Genomic DNA, 13849 nt, shown 5'->3' with positions numbered 1-13849 from the left:
CGTCGGGGATTCGCCGCCCGCATCTCACCGAACGCGCGTGCGCGTCCTTCCAACTCATTGGTAACCGGCCTCTGACCTGGGAAGACGCGTTCACGGAGCGGTCTGTCGCGAATATCCCGCCCCTTCAGACGGCCGATGTATGGTCGGGCCGCCCTCGTACGGAGGGGCGTGAAGGCGAGGCAATTCGAGGCGAGGCACACCGATGGGAACTCCGACCACTCCGTCGTCCGACGGAGCAGGCGAAGGCGGGGGTTGGTTCGCCCGAAGGCCGGCGCAGGCGCCCGACGCGTTTTCTGCGCCCCAGGTGCCCCCCGCATCTCGCGCGCCCTCCGCGTCCGGTGCGTCCCGGATGCCCCCCGCGCCTCACGACTCCCGCACGGCCCGGGGACTCCGCACGCCGGCCGGCCAGGCCGGGACCGGTCCGTCGGACGAGTCGGACGCGGCCCTCCTGCGCCGCACCATGGCCGAGATCGAGCCGGTCGCCGACCAGGTCACCTCGTACTTCTACGCCCTGCTCTTCCTCCACCACCCCGACCTGCGGGAGCTCTTCCCCGCGGCGATGGACACCCAGCGGGACCGCCTCTTCAGGGCACTGCTCACCGCCGCGGCCCACGCGGACGACCCCGCCACCCTGACCACGTACCTCGCCCACCTCGGCCGCGGACACCGGAAGTACGGCACCCGCCCCGAGCACTACCCGGCCGTCGGCGAGGCCCTGATCGGCGCCCTCACCCGTTACGCCTCCGCCGTCTGGGGGCCCAGGACCGAGGCCGCGTGGGTGGCCGCCTACACCACGATCTCGCAGATCATGATCGACGCGGCGACCGAGGACGAACTCCGTTCGCCCGCCTGGTGGCAGGCGGAGGTGGTCGCCCACGAGATGCGGACCCCGGACATCGCGGTCGTCACGGTCCGGCCCGACCAGCCGTACCCCTTCCTCGCCGGGCAGTACACCGCCCTGGAGACCCCGTGGTGGCCGCGCGTCTGGCGGCACTACTCCTTCGCCTCCGCGCCCCGCTCCGACGGGCTGCTCTCCTTCCACGTCAAGGCCGTTCCGGCGGGCTGGGTGTCCGGCGCCCTCGTGCACCGCGCCCGTCCCGGCGACGTCATCCGGCTCGGTCCGCCGGCCGGCTCCATGACCGTGGACCACAGCACCGACAACGGGCTGCTGTGCCTCGGCGGCGGCACCGGCATCGCCCCCATCAAGGCCCTCGTGGAGGACGTCGCCCGGCACGGCCGGCGCCGCACCGTCGACGTCTTCTACGGCGCCCGCGAGAACCACGGCCTGTACGACATCGAGACGATGCTCCGGCTCCGGCAGACGCACCCCTGGCTCTCGGTCCGACCCGTCCTGGACGACGGCCCCGGCGGCCTGCCCTCCGGGGGACTGCCCGACGCCGTCCGCGAACACGGCCCGTGGCACACCCACGACGCCTACCTGTCCGGCCCGCCCGGAATGATCCGCCGCGGTGTCGAGGCCCTGGTGGGCGTCGGCATCCCCACCCACCGCATACGACACGACTCCCTAGAGGAACTGGCCGGGGCAACGACGTGAGCACTTTCCAGCAGGACCCGAGCACTTTCCGGCAGGACCCGAGCACCCGGCAGTGCTCGCGCGCCTTCGAGCGGACCGGACTGCGGACCGCACCCCCGCGCACCGCCCGCCCGGGCAGCGACGGCGAACACCTCGTCCAGTGGCGCCTGGGCACCGCCGAACGCGCCGACCGGTTCTACGCCGAACAGGTCCTCGACCGGCTGAACCCCCGGATGCGCGAGTTCACGGCACGACAGGAGATGTTCTTCCTGGCCACCGCCGACCGCCACGGAGCCTGCGACAGCACCTTCCGCGCCGGCCCTCCCGGCTTCCTGCACGTCCTCGACGACACGACGCTCGCCTACCCCGAGTACCGGGGCAACGGCGTCCACGCCAGCCTCGGCAACATCGAGGAGAACCCGCACGTCGGCGTCCTGATGGTGGACTTCCTCCGCGACCGCATCGGCCTCCACGTCAACGGCCGGGCCAGGGTCGTCGCCGACGACGAGATGCGCCGCGCCCACCCCGACGCCGGACTCGCCGTCGACCCGGTGCCCGGCCGGCGGGCCCTGGTGTGGGTCGAGATCACCGTCGACGAGGCGTACATCCACTGCGCCAAGCACATTCCCCACCTCCAGAAGGTCCCCGCCCGCGACAGCGGCAGGTCCTGGGGCACGGACGACGTCAAGCGCAAGGGCGGAGACTTCTTCGGCGCGGCCGCCGGCGCCTCGGAGCGCGGCCCGTTCGTGCCGCCGCCCCGCGCGGACCGGGCGACCTGGCGCGCGGCGGCCGAGACGGTGCTGGCGAAGGCCGACTCCGCGGCGGGAGCAGGGGGGTTCAGCGGCTGGTTCAGTCGCAGCACCTGCCCGCGCTGAGACGCCCGGGCGAAGGCGGCGGAACCCCGCGTGGCGGGCACCGGCCCGCACCTGATCGGGCGTCATCCGCCCGGCGCGACGGGAAGGTGTCATCGCCATCGGGCCGTGTCGCTGCCGCGGCGACCGCGCGGCGACCCACAGCATGGACGGGCGGTCACAGGGTGGGTGTGGCGCTCGTCGGCGGCCGAGCCCGCCGGCCGGACCGGTCTGCGAGCTTTGGAGAAGGTGTTGACGAGGACGCCGCCCCGACGAGCCCCCGAGCCCGTCGCCTTCCCGTTGTTGAGCATGCGGTGGGAGCGGCTCGCGATGGTGCACTGGAGGTACGAGGCCGAGGTCGTCCAGCGCCTGCTGCCCAACGGCTTGCTCGTGGACCGGTTCGAGGACCGGGCCTGGGTCAGTCTGACGCCGTTCACGATGTCGTCCGTCCGCGGCCTGGGGCTCGTGCCGCTGCCTCCCGCGGACTTCCCCGAGACGAACCTGCGGACGTACGTACGGCTGCCGGACGGACGCAGCGGGCTGTGGTTCTTCTCCCTCGACGTCACCGCGCCCTATCTGTTGGGCGCGCGGGCGATCGGGGTGCGTTACCGGCTGGCGGACCTGACGGTGCGTGAGCGCGGCGCCGAAACGTTCTACGGTGGACGACGCCGGGGTGCGGAGGGCGCCGGATACCGGATGCGGATCCGCGCGGGCGCGCCGGTCGAGGAGATGTCGGCCCTCGACGAGTGGCTCACTTCGAGGTGGGTCGCCTTCTCGCGGAGCGCGGGCCTCCTGTGGCTCGCCCCGGTGCACCACGAGCCCTGGACGCTCAGGCACGGGACGGTCGGGGAGCTGGAGCAGACGCTCACCCGGAGCGCCGGTCTCCCCGATCCGGAACCCTCGCCGCTGGTGCACGTGTCCCCGGGAGTCGGTCCCGTCCTCCTCGGGCCTCCCCGCCCGGTGCGCTGACGGCGACGTTCAGGCGAGCAGGTTCACGGCGCTCTGGAACAGACCGGGGAACCGGGCGGCCGCCGGCATGATCAGAGGGGCCAGTGGCGGCTGGTTCCGCACCCAGAGCAGGGACCTCGTCAGGAGCCGATAGCTGCGGGACAAGCGGCACCAGGCCTGTTCGTACGCCTGCGGACGCCCCTCGCTAAGGCAGCGCACGAGGGCGTCCGCCGCCGTCAGGGCGAGGGTGAGGCCCTCGCCGGTCAGCGCGTCGACGTACCCGGCGGCGTCGCCCACGAACAGCACCCGCCCGGCCGTCCGGGTACGGGCCTGCTGACGGAGCGGCCCGGCGCCCCTGACGGGTGTCCCGCCGGCCGCGCGCAGACGGGCGGCCAGTGCGGGGAAACGGGTCAGCTGGTCGTCGAAGGGCCGTTGGCGCGAGGTGAGGATGGCGACGCCGACCTGCCGCGGTCCGAGCGGAGTGACGTACGCCTCGCAGTCGGCGGACCAGTACACCTCGACCAGGTCCGTCCACGGCTCGACGGCGTAGTGGCGCCGCAGCCCGTACCGGGGCGTGTGCCGCCGGGTGGCGGTCGGCCGTACGGTCAGGCCGAGCGCGCGCCGGGTGGGCGAGTGCAGTCCGTCGGCCGCCACGAGATAGCGGGCGGTGATCCCGTCGGCGGTCACGTACCCCTCGGACTGGGTCACCCGGCGGATGCGGTGCGGGACGACCGGGACACCGAGCCGGGCGGCCCGGGCGGCGAGCGCCCCGTGCAGCACGGTCCGGCGCACGCCGAGACCGGACCCGGTGCGGAAGCGGGCTTCGGCACTTCGGCCGCCGGCGGCGTCGGCGTAGCGGATGCCGCGGAGGTCCCGGCCGGGCACGTGCACGTCGAGGGCTCCCAGGGCGTGCACCGCCGTGGGCATCAATCCCTCTCCGCAGGCCTTGTCGATCGGTGCCGGCCGCGGCTCGGCGACCACGACGTCGAAGCCGCGTCGCGCTCCGTGGATCGCGGTGGCCAGCCCCGCCGGGCCGCCACCGACGACGAGGAGGTCGATCACGACGCGGCTCCGGTGGGGGAGAGGGTGCGTGAAGGTGCCAAGGCGGTGTTCTCGCAGCGGATGCGGACGGTGAGCAGGGCCGCGTTCAGGAGAGAGAAGCCCAGGGCGGTCACCCAGGCGGTGTGCACCAGGGGCAGGGCCATGCCCTCGACGACGACCGCGACGTAGTTGGGGTGCCGGAGGAAGCGGTAGGGGCCGGAGGCGACGAGCGGGAGGTCGGGGACGATCAGCACCCGGGTGTGCCAGCGGGGCCCGAGCGTGCCGATGCACCACCATCGCAGGGCCTGGGCGGCCAGTGTGAGGGCGAGGGCGGCCCAGCCGAACAGCGGCAGGAAGGGCCGGTCGGCCGCCCGGGGCTCGACGAGGCAGCCGAGGAGGAGCGCGGCATGCAGGACGACCATGACCGGGTAGTGCCCGGCGCCGTGCTCGCGGGCGCCCCGGGCCCGGCTCCAGGCGCCGTTGCGTCGCGCCACGGCGAGCTCCGCGAAGCGTTCGGCGACGACCAGCAGGACCAACACGGTGTACGGCGTCACGGTCACGACGGCCTCACCAGGCCAGGAGGACGAGCTCGGAGGAGAAACCGGGCCCGAAGGCGAGCAGCAGGCCGGTCGTTCCGGACGGCGGCCGGTCGGCCTGGGTGTCCTTCAGGATCTGCAGCACCGACGCGGAGGACAGGTTGCCGTGGGCGGCCAGGGCGCGGCGGCTCGCCGCGAGGGCCGAGTCCGGCAGGCCGAGCCCGTCGGCGAGCGCGTCCAGGATCTTCGGGCCGCCGGGATGGCAGATCCATGCCCCCACGTCCCCGGGCTTGAGGTCGTGGACGGCGAGGAAGGACTCGACCTCCTCGGCCACGTGCAGCCTGACGAGTTCGGGGAGTTCCGGCCCGAGGACCATGCGGAAGCCCCAGTCACCGACGTCCCACCCCAACAGGTGCTCGGTCCCGGGGTACAGGCGGCTGCGTGCCGCCACGACGCTCGGCACGGAGGCCCCGGACGGGTGCGGTGCCGTACGTGACGTCGTACGGGGGCGGTCACCGCCGACGGCCACGAGTGCGGCGGCTCCGTCCCCGAACAGACCGCCCGCCACCAGGTTCGCCATCGACCTGTCGGCGCGCTGCAGGGTGAGCGAGCACAGTTCGGTGGAGAGAAGGAGAGCGGTGCTGCCCGGCCGGCCGTCGAGGAAGTCGTGGACGCGGGCCAGGCCGGCGGCGCCCGCGGAGCACCCGAGTCCGAACAGGGGCGTGCGCCTGACGTCGGGCCGCAGACCGATCCGTGCGGCGAGGCGGGCCTCCAGGGACGGGGTCGCGATGCCGGTCACGGTCGTCGAGACGACCAGGTCGACCTCTTCCGGGCGTACGCCGGCGTCGTGGAGGGCACGCTCGACGGCTTCGGCGCCCAGTGCGGCGGCCAGTTCGACGAAGAGGCGGTTGGTCTCGCCGAAAGTGCCGAGATCACGGTAACGGTCGAGGGGGAGAGCGAGATGACGGCTCTCCACGCCGGCCGCCGCGTGCAGCCGGCGCACGAGATCCCTGTCGGATCCGGGCGGCAGGCCGGAGACGAGGTCTTCGGTGATCTCGTGCTGCATGTAGCGGTGCGGCGGGAAAGCCGTGCCCACCGCGAGGACGCGGGTCATTGCTCCAACATAGGGACGGTGAGGCGTCGACACCCTCAACCCGGAGGTCATGGGCGCGCCGTCGCCTAGCGTGGTGCGGTGCGCCCCACCACGGACGAAGGAACCCACCGCCTCGCCGCCCCGGCCGTGCCCGGCCCGGCGGAACGCCCGTACGTCGTAGGCCTGCTGAGGGCGAGTCACCCGCTGCCGGCGGCGACGGTGACGGTCCTCGCGGCGCTCCTGTCCGCCGCCTCCGGGCTGGACTCCGCCTCCGCGGCCGAGGCGGTGGCCGCGGTCGCCGCCGGCCAGTTGTCGATCGGCTGGTGCAACGACCGGCTGGACCTCCGGCGCGACCGGGCCGCGGGACGCCGTGACAAACCACTGGCCACGGGGAGCGTACGGCCGGGCACGGTGGGCGCGGCGGCCTGCGCGGCCCTGCTGGTCTGCGTCCCGCTGTCGCTCGGCTGCGGGCTCCTGGCCGGAGCGGTGCACCTCGGCTGCGTCGCCGCCGGATGGACGTACAACCTCTGGCTCAAACGGACGGTCCTCTCCTGGCTGCCGTACGCCGTCGCCTTCGGCCTGCTGCCCGCCTTCCTGACGCTGGCTCTCCCGGGCCACCCGTGGCCACCCCTGTGGTTGACCGCCGCGGCGGCGCTCCTGGGGACCGGCGCCCACTTCGCCAACGTCCTGCCGGACATCGCGGACGACCTCGCGGGCGGGGTGCGCGGCCTCCCGCAGAGGATGGGCCGGCGCGGATCCACGGCGTCGGCCGCGGTCCTGGCGCTGGCCTCCTGCGTGATGCTGACGGCCGGTCCGACGGGCCGGGTGTCCCCGGCCGGGGCGGGCCTGATCGGCGTGACCCTCGCGCTCTGCGCCGTGGCGGTGGCCGGACCGCCCGCTCTGGTGCGCGGACGCGTGCCTTTCGTCGCCGTCCTGGTCATGGCCGGCCTCGACGCCGCACTCCTGGTGCTGGCCGGAGGCGCGCCTCCCGCCGGCCGGGTCTGGCCGTGACCGAAGCGAACGGATCCTCGGGGACCCGCCTCAGAGACTGGTGAGGATCTGCGGCGAGAGCACCTTGATCATGGTGTCGGTCCAGCGCATCTGCCGCAGCGTCCGCGGGTGGCAGTCGGAGGACAGGGCCAGGAGCCGGTCCTCCCTCGCCGCCTGGGCGTACTGGGCGAGCATTTCCCAGTACAGGGAGTTCCCGGCCGCCGCCAGGTGGAGGGAGCGCAGGTCACGCAGGAGGAGGAGACCGGGCTCCGGTCGATGCCCCAGCCACTCGGCGGTCTTCTCCCGCACCGCGGAGAGCAGGCCTTCGCCCGGCTTCTCCTCCGCGCCGCCCTTCAGGTCGAGCCCGTGGGCCCGGGCCGCGTCCGCGATGCGGTCGGCGTGCTCGTCGGACCAGCGGGCGAGATCGGTGGCGACGTGGTGCACCTCGTGGTCCGTGCGGTGACGGTCCGCGACGGCCACGAGCTCCTTCTCCAGGTGGCGCTCGCCGTGGTGGAGCGCACGCAGGACGAGGGTGATGCCGCTCATGGCCGTTCCTCCGTCGCGTAGGCCCGCGGTCCTCCGCCGGTGGCCGGAACACCGTCCGGCGCGGACGGGGCGGAGGCGGTGTTGGTCGGGGCGGGCGCCGGCGTGCCGTCACCTCGTGCGACGCGTTCGACGCGGGCCGCGGCCGTCTTGAACAGGGGCTGTTTGGAGGCCGGGTCCCAGGCGGTGATCGTCGTCTCGTTGGCGGCTCGGCCTTCCGCCGGCGAGGCCGGGCCGTGGCCTCCGGGGGTGTCCCAGTAGCCGTAGTGGAAGGGCACGAAGACGAGCCCGTCGCGGATGTCGGTGATCCGGACGCGGGCCTGCAGCGATCCCCGCGCCGTGGTGATCAGGGCGAGGTCCCCCTCGTGGAGGTCCCGCGCGGCGGCCTCGGCGGGACTCAGCTCCGCCCACACCTCCGGGGCGGCGGCGTCGAGCTGCGGCACCCGGCCGGTCTTGGTGCGGGTGTGGAAGTGGTAGAGGGTGCGGCCGGTGGTCAGCTGGAGGGGGTACTCCTCGCTGGTGTCCTCGTGCGGCGGGAGGTACTCGGCGGCCTTGATGACCGCCTTCCCGTCGGGGTTGAGGGACCGGTACTCGACCACCTCGACGGACGCGCCGGTGACCAGGTCCTTGCCGTAGCTCTCGCAGACGTCGGGATGCGCCCAGCTGATGCCCTCGGTGTAGAGGCGCTCGGTGCCGTCGGGAGCGTCCTCGTTGCAGGGCCACTGGATGCCGGTGCCGCCCCGCAGTTTCCCGTACGTCAGACCCGTGTAGTCGCACGGCCGGCCGGCGCTGCAGCGCTTCCACGCCTCGAACGCCTCCTCGGGCGTGCTCCACTTGACCAGCGGGCCGTCGTCGCGGTCGCGGAAGTCCATGCGCCGTGCGTAGTCCAGGAAGATGTCCAGGTCGGGGCGGCTCGCCCCGGGCGGTTCCACCGCCTTCTCCGAGAGGTGGACGGTGCGGTCGGCGTTGGTGAACGTACCGGTCTTCTCGCCCCACGTCGCGGCCGGCAGGACCACGTCGGCCAGCTGTGCGGTCTCGGTGAGGAAGAGGTCCTGGACGACGGTGAAGAGACGCTCCTGCCCGAGGATGCCGCGGATGCGGGCGAGTTCCGGCAGGGACACGGCCGGATTGGTGCCGCTGATCCACAGCATGCGCACCGACCCCTGTTCGGCGAAGCGGAAGATCTGCATCGCCGGGGTCGGCGGGGCGTAGTGGGGGACGGCCGACGGGTCGACGTTCCAGACGCGGGCCAGGTCGGCGACGTGCTGGTCGTTCTGCCAGTTGCGGAAGCCCGGCAGGTCGCCGTCGGCACCGGTCTCGCGGGTGTTCTGGGCGGTCGGCTGGCCGTTCATCTGCAGCACTCCGCAGCCCGGCCGGCCCAGCATCCCGCGGATCAGGTGCAGGTTGTTGACCTGGACGGCGGCCGCCGTGGCCTGGTGCGACTGGTAGACGCCCTGCAGCACCGTGGACAGGAGCCGCTCGGCGCCGCCGAGCAGCTCCGCGGCCCGTCCGACGGCCGCGGCGGACACGTCGCAGATGTTCGAGGCCCACGCGGGGGTGCACTCCGCGACCTGCTTGCGGAGTTCCTCGAAGCCCACCGTGTGCGACTCCACGAAGGCGTGGTCGATCCGGTCGTTCCGGATGACCTCGTGCAGGAGCGCGTTGAACAGGGCGACGTTGGTTCCCGGCCGGGGCGCCAGATGGACGTCGGCGCGCCGGGCCACCACGGTGGGACGGGGATCCACGCACAGCAGCCGCGGCGGGGCCTCGCCCTCCAGCCGGTCCAGCACCCGCATCCACAGCACCGGCTGCGTCTCGGCCATGTTGTGGCCGAACAGCGCGAGGGTGTCCGCGTGGTCGACATCCGTGTACGAGCCGGGCTGGCCGTCGCAGCCGAACGACTCCTTCAGCGCCTCGGCCGCGGTGGAGGTGCACAGACGGGTGTTGCCGTCGAGGTGGTTGGTGCCGATCCCGGCGCGGGCCAGAACGGCCAGGGTGTAGTACTCCTCCAGGAACAGCTGCCCGGTGGTGTAGAACCCGATCGCTCCTGGCCCGTGGGCGGAGAGGAGTTCGCGGGAGCGCTCCACCACGCGGCCCATGGCCGTGTCCCAGTCGCACTCGACCAGGCGCCCGCCCTCCCGGACCAGTGGGCTGCGCAGCCGGTCGGCGGCGTGGTTGGCCTGCCAGCCGAAGAGGTCCTTCGGCCCCAGCCGGCCGCGGTTCACCCGGTCCACCGCACGTCCCCGGACACCGACGATGCGGCCGTCCCGCACCGCGATGTCCATCGCGTCCCCGTTCGAATGCAGCACCGACGCGGACTGCACCCACCGCTCGACGTCGGCCGCCGTGACGCCGTCGGCGAGATGCGTGTCCACCCGGGCCGGCCACGTCCCGCCGGCGCCGTAGGCGGTCCGGCCACCCCAGGGCCGTGCGATCCGGTCGACCGGAGATTCCATTCGACCCTCCGCCTTCCCTCTCGTCCTTCGGTGGCGTGCGTCTACCCCTGGCCCCTCCGGTCAAGCGGCGCTCCCGAACCGCTGCGCGCAGCGCCCGCCCGGGACGGCTCCGTCCGCGCCCGGCCGCGTCTCGCCCGCCCGGGCGGACGACGACCGGCCCGCCGGCGGTACGGACCACGCGCTGTCACGAGTGCCCGACGCACGGAGGCTGCCGCCGCCGACAAGGCGACGACAGCCCACCGGTGCGGTCCGCGGGACCGGGGCGCGGGCGCCTCAGTCCTTGCCGCGCCCGGTCATGGCATCCCGCAGCCGGTCGACGAGACCCATGCCGGGGGCGAGGAGCTTGTTGGCCGGGGGCGTGTCGGGAGCGGAGGGATGGGGACGGGTCGGCGCCATCTTCTTGGCCCGTCGCACCTTGTCGCCCAGTTCGTCCAGCATGTCGGCGGGACACGCCTGGCGCAGCCGGGGGAAAAGGTTGTTCTCCTCGTCGGCGACATGGGAACGGATTTCGCTCATGAGCCGCATCATCAGCTCGTCGAACCGCGGATCATCGGCGGCGCAGCCCTCCAGCTCCTTCATCGTGCGCTCAGCCGCGGCGTGGTCCTGGAGTTCCTTGTCGACCAGGCCGTCGCCCTGGGGGACGTGTTCCCGGACCGCCGGGTAGAGGTAGGACTCTTCCGCGACCGAATGTCGCACCAGCTCCATGGTGACCTGATCCGCGTGGTTCTTCCTGCGCGGATCACCGGAAGGAAGTCCCTGGATCTTGGCGAACAGCTGCTCCACTTCCTCGTGGTCGGCGGTGAGCTCGGCGATGACATCGCCACCGTGTCCCATGTCCCTCTCCTTTTCTTTTCTCCGGTGTGGACTTCCAATGAAGCGCGAGGAGAGGGAAAAAGGTCGCAATTCCCGGGACGTCAGCGTGTCGCTCTTCCGTGCTGCGTGACCTGCGTCATTTCGGGTTTGCGGAGTGCCGGTTACCGTGCTGGGGTTTTCGCTCCCCTCTTCTCCGTACGGACGGTCAGCCGTGCCCGCAGACGACTTCCTCTCCCCCATCGTGGCGGCGACGACGCAGTGGCTCGTCCAGTCCTACCCGCCCGCCGGCGGCGCACTGCAGCGCGGTCTCGCGGAGGCCCAGGCCCGCCAGGCCGTGACGGTGGCGGCCCTGCTCCGTTACCCCACGGAGCTGGACGCCGAACTCGTGGCGTTCTCGGGGCCGGGAGGCGCGTCCCGTCTCGACTGGATCACCGGTGCGGATGCCACCGCCCCGGAGCACGCCGAAGCATGGCGCTCCTGGGTCGACGAGGTCGTGACCAGCTGGGCCGCCTGCCTGCTGGGCTCTCCGGCCCTGGCCTCCCTCGCGGCCGGAGCGGTCGTCGAGGCGCACGGCGACACCGCCCCCGTGGCCTTCCGCCGGCTGACCGATCCGACGGAGGAGGACCACCGGTCGGCGGCCCTCCTGCGCCATCCCGACGTCCTGGCGCCGATAGCCGATCTCCACGGTGCGGAACTTCGGGACCGCCTCCGGGCCGCCCTGCCGACGTGACCGCCGGGACACCGCCGGAGCCGTGCTCCGGCGGTGTCCGAACCCCGAGGACGTGATCGACGGCCGCGTGGCCGGACCCTCCCGCCGGACGGCCTCGGCACGGTGCGCGAAGCGCGGTTCCACGGCCGCCGCGGCATGGAGGTCCGCATACGGAACGGGGCACCGGGTAGCGGCAGACCACGACCCGGCGCATCAGCCGCGAGGAAGCAGGCGCCGACGGCGCCGCCGGTGTCCCCGAGGGCTCCGGCACGGCCTCGGGCGGTCGGGTCCCGGGCAGCGGTCCGAAGGGAGAGGGAGACCCATGACGAGCGAAACGGCCGGCGGCACCGAGACCGGTGGAGTCACCGGCACGAAGGACAAGGACTACAACCTCATCTGGTACGTCGAGAGCTGCCTGGCCAACGCCTTGCGGCTGGAGACCTACATCCAGGACGCGGAACGCGAGAACGACAGCGAGGTGGCCGAACTCTTCCGCAAGGCCCAGGCCGACAGCCGCAAGGGCGCCGAGCTGGGCAAGCGACTCCTGAGCACACGCATGGGGGGCTGACGCCGTCATGAAGGCAGTCGTGTGGCACGGCACCGGCGACATACGCCTGGACGAGGTGCCGGATCCCAAGATCCAGGACCGGTACGACGCGATCGTACGCATCACCACCTCCGCGATATGCGGAACCGACATCCACTTCGTCCGCGGCACGATGCCCGGCATGCGGGAGGGCCGGATCCTCGGCCACGAGGCCGTGGGCGTCGTCGAGGAGACGGGCGCCGGCGTACGCAACCTGCAGGCCGGTGACCGGGTGGTGGTGCCGTCGACGGTGGCGTGCGGCACGTGCAGTTACTGCCGGGCGGGTTACTACGCGCAGTGCGACAACGCCAATCCGGGGGGCCCGCGGGCGGGCACCGTCTTCTTCGGCGGTCCCGAGGCGGCGGGAGGCCTGGACGGACTCCAGGCGGAGTACGCCCGGGTGCCCTTCGCACATGTGGGACTCGTGCCGCTGCCCGACACCGTGGACGACAACCAGGCCATCCTCCTGTCCGACATCTATCCGACGGCTTGGTTCGGCGCGGAGCTCGCGGAGGTGGGCGACGGGGACACGGTGGCGATCGTGGGGGCCGGGCCCGTGGGGCAGGCGGCGATCGCCTGCGCACGTCTGCTGGGTGCGGGCCGGATCATCGTGGTCGACGGAGTGGCCGACCGGTTGGACCTGGCCAGGCGCCAGCACGCGGAGGCCGTGGACTTCAACAGCGAGGATCCGGTCGAAGCGGTGCTCGAACTCACCGGTGGCATCGGTGTGGACCGGGTGATCGAGGCCGTGGGCGTGGACGCGCGGCGTCCGTCGCACGGGCCGGCGGCCGAGGCGCTGCGCGACCAGGCGGAGCAGTTCGAGCACGAGCGCGACGAGGCCGCGCCGGAGCGGAATCCGGACGGTGACACCTGGGTGGTGGGGGACGCCCCGTCCCTCGCGGCCCGCTGGGCGGTGCAGATGGCGGCCAAAGCCGGAACCCTCGGCACGGTCGGCGTCTATCCGCCGCAGGTCCAGCACTACCCGTTCGGCGAGGCGTTCATGAAGAACCTCACGCTGAAGGCGGGCAACTGCAACCACCGCCGCTACGTGCCCCGCCTCGTCTCCCTGGTGGGCTCCGGCACGCTCGACCCGACCCCCCTCGTCACGCGCTGGTCCGGGTTCGGGGACGCCATCGCCGCGTACCGGGCGTTCGACCGCAGGGAAGCCGGCTGGACGAAGGTCGCGCTCGGCCTCGACGACCGGGGAGCCGTCGCGCCGGGCATGGGCGAGGAGGCCGGCACCGGGGCCGCCACCACCGCCGGCTCCCACGAGGGGACCGCCGGCTGACGCCGCACCGGCCGCGAGCGCGCACAAGAGGGCCTCGGACCCGCTGGTTCGTGCGCGTGGGCGACGGGCAGGCGCCAGGCGACCGCATGCGATGACAAGCCGACGGGAGGCCGTGATGCCCGAGCCGGGAAGCAAGAAGTACGACACCCGACGTGCCAGGCTGCGGAAGGACGCCGAGCGTGCGGGCGTACCGGACGCGAAGGCGAACGACGAAGCCAACGAGTCCCTGCAGGAGGACCCGCAGTGGCGCAGCGGAGGTCCACGGACCGAGCGTGGTCTCGGACCGAAGGGCGAGAGGCCGGAGAAGGCCGATTGAACCGCGGCGCGGAAGACCACGGAGACCGGGGAGGAGGCGCCCGCGGCCGACGTGGGCCCCTCGGCGCATGAAAGCCCTCAAGGGGGCGGGAACCCCGCGAGGGCCGCGGTTTCCTCGTGCCGGCGAAGAAGCGAGCTCGTGGGCA

14 protein-coding genes are annotated in these 13849 nt (G+C 73.1%); 8 read left to right on the top strand and 6 right to left on the bottom strand.

Annotation, left to right across the window (positions count from 1 at the left end; all coding sequences use genetic code 11):
* Positions 1-202 precede the first annotated feature (202 nt).
* The 3 genes from K7G60_RS08865 to K7G60_RS08855 all read left to right on the top strand — a co-directional run bounded on the left by K7G60_RS08865 (position 203) and on the right by K7G60_RS08855 (position 3354).
* Positions 203-1555 (top strand): globin domain-containing protein, encoded by a 1353-nt coding sequence (locus tag K7G60_RS08865; protein ID WP_225800245.1) that lies wholly within the window; start codon positions 203-205, stop codon positions 1553-1555.
* Positions 1552-2409, top strand: a complete 858-nt coding sequence (locus K7G60_RS08860) for a pyridoxamine 5'-phosphate oxidase family protein (protein ID WP_374115610.1) — start codon at positions 1552-1554, stop codon at positions 2407-2409. Before K7G60_RS08865 ends, K7G60_RS08860 begins: the two co-directional genes overlap by 4 nt.
* A 285-nt stretch (positions 2410-2694) precedes the next feature.
* Complete coding sequence (locus K7G60_RS08855; RefSeq protein ID WP_225800320.1) at positions 2695-3354, top strand: YqjF family protein; 660 nt, start codon at positions 2695-2697, stop codon at positions 3352-3354.
* A 9-nt stretch (positions 3355-3363) separates the two neighbouring features.
* Here the strand turns inward: K7G60_RS08855 and K7G60_RS08850 are convergent, their stop codons facing one another.
* The 3 genes from K7G60_RS08850 to K7G60_RS08840 are packed head-to-tail and all read right to left on the bottom strand — an operon-like array spanning position 3364 to position 6024.
* Positions 3364-4395, bottom strand: coding sequence for an NAD(P)/FAD-dependent oxidoreductase (locus K7G60_RS08850; RefSeq protein WP_225800244.1), 1032 nt, complete (start codon positions 4393-4395; stop codon positions 3364-3366).
* Positions 4392-4928, bottom strand: coding sequence for an isoprenylcysteine carboxyl methyltransferase family protein (locus tag K7G60_RS08845; RefSeq protein WP_225800319.1), 537 nt, complete (start codon positions 4926-4928; stop codon positions 4392-4394). Before K7G60_RS08845 ends, K7G60_RS08850 begins: the two co-directional genes overlap by 4 nt.
* A gap of 13 nt (positions 4929-4941) precedes the next feature.
* A complete protein-coding gene (locus K7G60_RS08840) occupies positions 4942-6024 on the bottom strand; it encodes a type III polyketide synthase (protein WP_225800243.1) in 1083 nt (360 codons plus the stop codon).
* Between the two features lie 78 nt (positions 6025-6102).
* Between K7G60_RS08840 and K7G60_RS08835 the strand changes: the two genes are divergently transcribed.
* Entirely contained in the window at positions 6103-7014 is a 912-nt protein-coding gene (locus tag K7G60_RS08835) for a UbiA family prenyltransferase (protein ID WP_225800242.1), read from the top strand.
* Positions 7015-7044: 30 nt separating this feature from the next.
* Here K7G60_RS08835 and K7G60_RS08830 read toward each other — a convergent pair whose 3' ends face one another.
* The 3 genes from K7G60_RS08830 to K7G60_RS08820 all read right to left on the bottom strand — a co-directional run bounded on the left by K7G60_RS08830 (position 7045) and on the right by K7G60_RS08820 (position 10826).
* Positions 7045-7539: a hypothetical protein gene (locus K7G60_RS08830; protein ID WP_225800241.1), complete on the bottom strand. Its 495-nt coding sequence runs from the start codon at positions 7537-7539 to the stop codon at positions 7045-7047.
* Entirely contained in the window at positions 7536-9992 is a 2457-nt protein-coding gene (locus K7G60_RS08825) for a molybdopterin oxidoreductase family protein (RefSeq protein WP_225800240.1), read from the bottom strand. The genes K7G60_RS08830 and K7G60_RS08825 overlap by 4 nt, the downstream gene beginning before the upstream one ends.
* Before the next feature lie 273 nt (positions 9993-10265).
* Positions 10266-10826 carry a hemerythrin domain-containing protein gene (locus K7G60_RS08820; protein WP_225800239.1) on the bottom strand — a complete coding sequence of 187 codons (561 nt, stop codon included), beginning with the start codon at positions 10824-10826 and terminating at the stop codon, positions 10266-10268.
* A 190-nt stretch (positions 10827-11016) separates the two neighbouring features.
* Here K7G60_RS08820 and K7G60_RS08815 point away from each other — a divergent pair, with 190 nt between their 5' ends.
* The 4 genes from K7G60_RS08815 to K7G60_RS08800 all read left to right on the top strand — a co-directional run bounded on the left by K7G60_RS08815 (position 11017) and on the right by K7G60_RS08800 (position 13704).
* Entirely contained in the window at positions 11017-11535 is a 519-nt protein-coding gene (locus K7G60_RS08815) for a hypothetical protein (protein ID WP_225800238.1), read from the top strand.
* 301 nt (positions 11536-11836) lie between these two features.
* Positions 11837-12082, top strand: a complete 246-nt coding sequence (locus K7G60_RS08810; RefSeq protein WP_225800237.1) for a hypothetical protein — start codon at positions 11837-11839, stop codon at positions 12080-12082.
* 7 nt (positions 12083-12089) lie between these two features.
* The gene (locus K7G60_RS08805) at positions 12090-13388 is read left to right on the top strand and encodes a zinc-dependent alcohol dehydrogenase (protein ID WP_225800236.1); all 1299 of its coding nucleotides are present in this window, start codon (positions 12090-12092) and stop codon (positions 13386-13388) included.
* Between the two features lie 115 nt (positions 13389-13503).
* Complete coding sequence (locus tag K7G60_RS08800; RefSeq protein ID WP_225800235.1) at positions 13504-13704, top strand: hypothetical protein; 201 nt, start codon at positions 13504-13506, stop codon at positions 13702-13704.
* The last annotated feature ends 145 nt before the right edge of the window (positions 13705-13849 follow it).

The sequence above is a fragment of the Streptomyces sp. NK15101 genome, from assembly GCF_020400725.1.
In the GTDB taxonomy this organism is placed as follows: Bacteria; Actinomycetota; Actinomycetes; order Streptomycetales; family Streptomycetaceae; genus Streptomyces.
This window is presented reverse-complemented; position numbering and strand designations above follow the sequence as displayed.

What these genes read in the sequence shown, in the direction of transcription:
- K7G60_RS08865 (WP_225800245.1), top strand. Translation starts at nt 203, where the DNA reads ATGGGAACTCCGACCACTCCGTCGTCCGACGGAGCAGGCGAAGGCGGG.
- K7G60_RS08855 (WP_225800320.1), top strand. Translation starts at nt 2,695, where the DNA reads ATGCGGTGGGAGCGGCTCGCGATGGTGCACTGGAGGTACGAGGCCGAG.
- K7G60_RS08840 (WP_225800243.1), bottom strand. Translation starts at nt 6,024, where the DNA reads ATGACCCGCGTCCTCGCGGTGGGCACGGCTTTCCCGCCGCACCGCTAC.
- K7G60_RS08830 (WP_225800241.1), bottom strand. Translation starts at nt 7,539, where the DNA reads ATGAGCGGCATCACCCTCGTCCTGCGTGCGCTCCACCACGGCGAGCGC.
- K7G60_RS08825 (WP_225800240.1), bottom strand. Translation starts at nt 9,992, where the DNA reads ATGGAATCTCCGGTCGACCGGATCGCACGGCCCTGGGGTGGCCGGACC.
- K7G60_RS08820 (WP_225800239.1), bottom strand. Translation starts at nt 10,826, where the DNA reads ATGGGACACGGTGGCGATGTCATCGCCGAGCTCACCGCCGACCACGAG.
- K7G60_RS08810 (WP_225800237.1), top strand. Translation starts at nt 11,837, where the DNA reads ATGACGAGCGAAACGGCCGGCGGCACCGAGACCGGTGGAGTCACCGGC.
- K7G60_RS08805 (WP_225800236.1), top strand. Translation starts at nt 12,090, where the DNA reads ATGAAGGCAGTCGTGTGGCACGGCACCGGCGACATACGCCTGGACGAG.
- K7G60_RS08800 (WP_225800235.1), top strand. Translation starts at nt 13,504, where the DNA reads ATGCCCGAGCCGGGAAGCAAGAAGTACGACACCCGACGTGCCAGGCTG.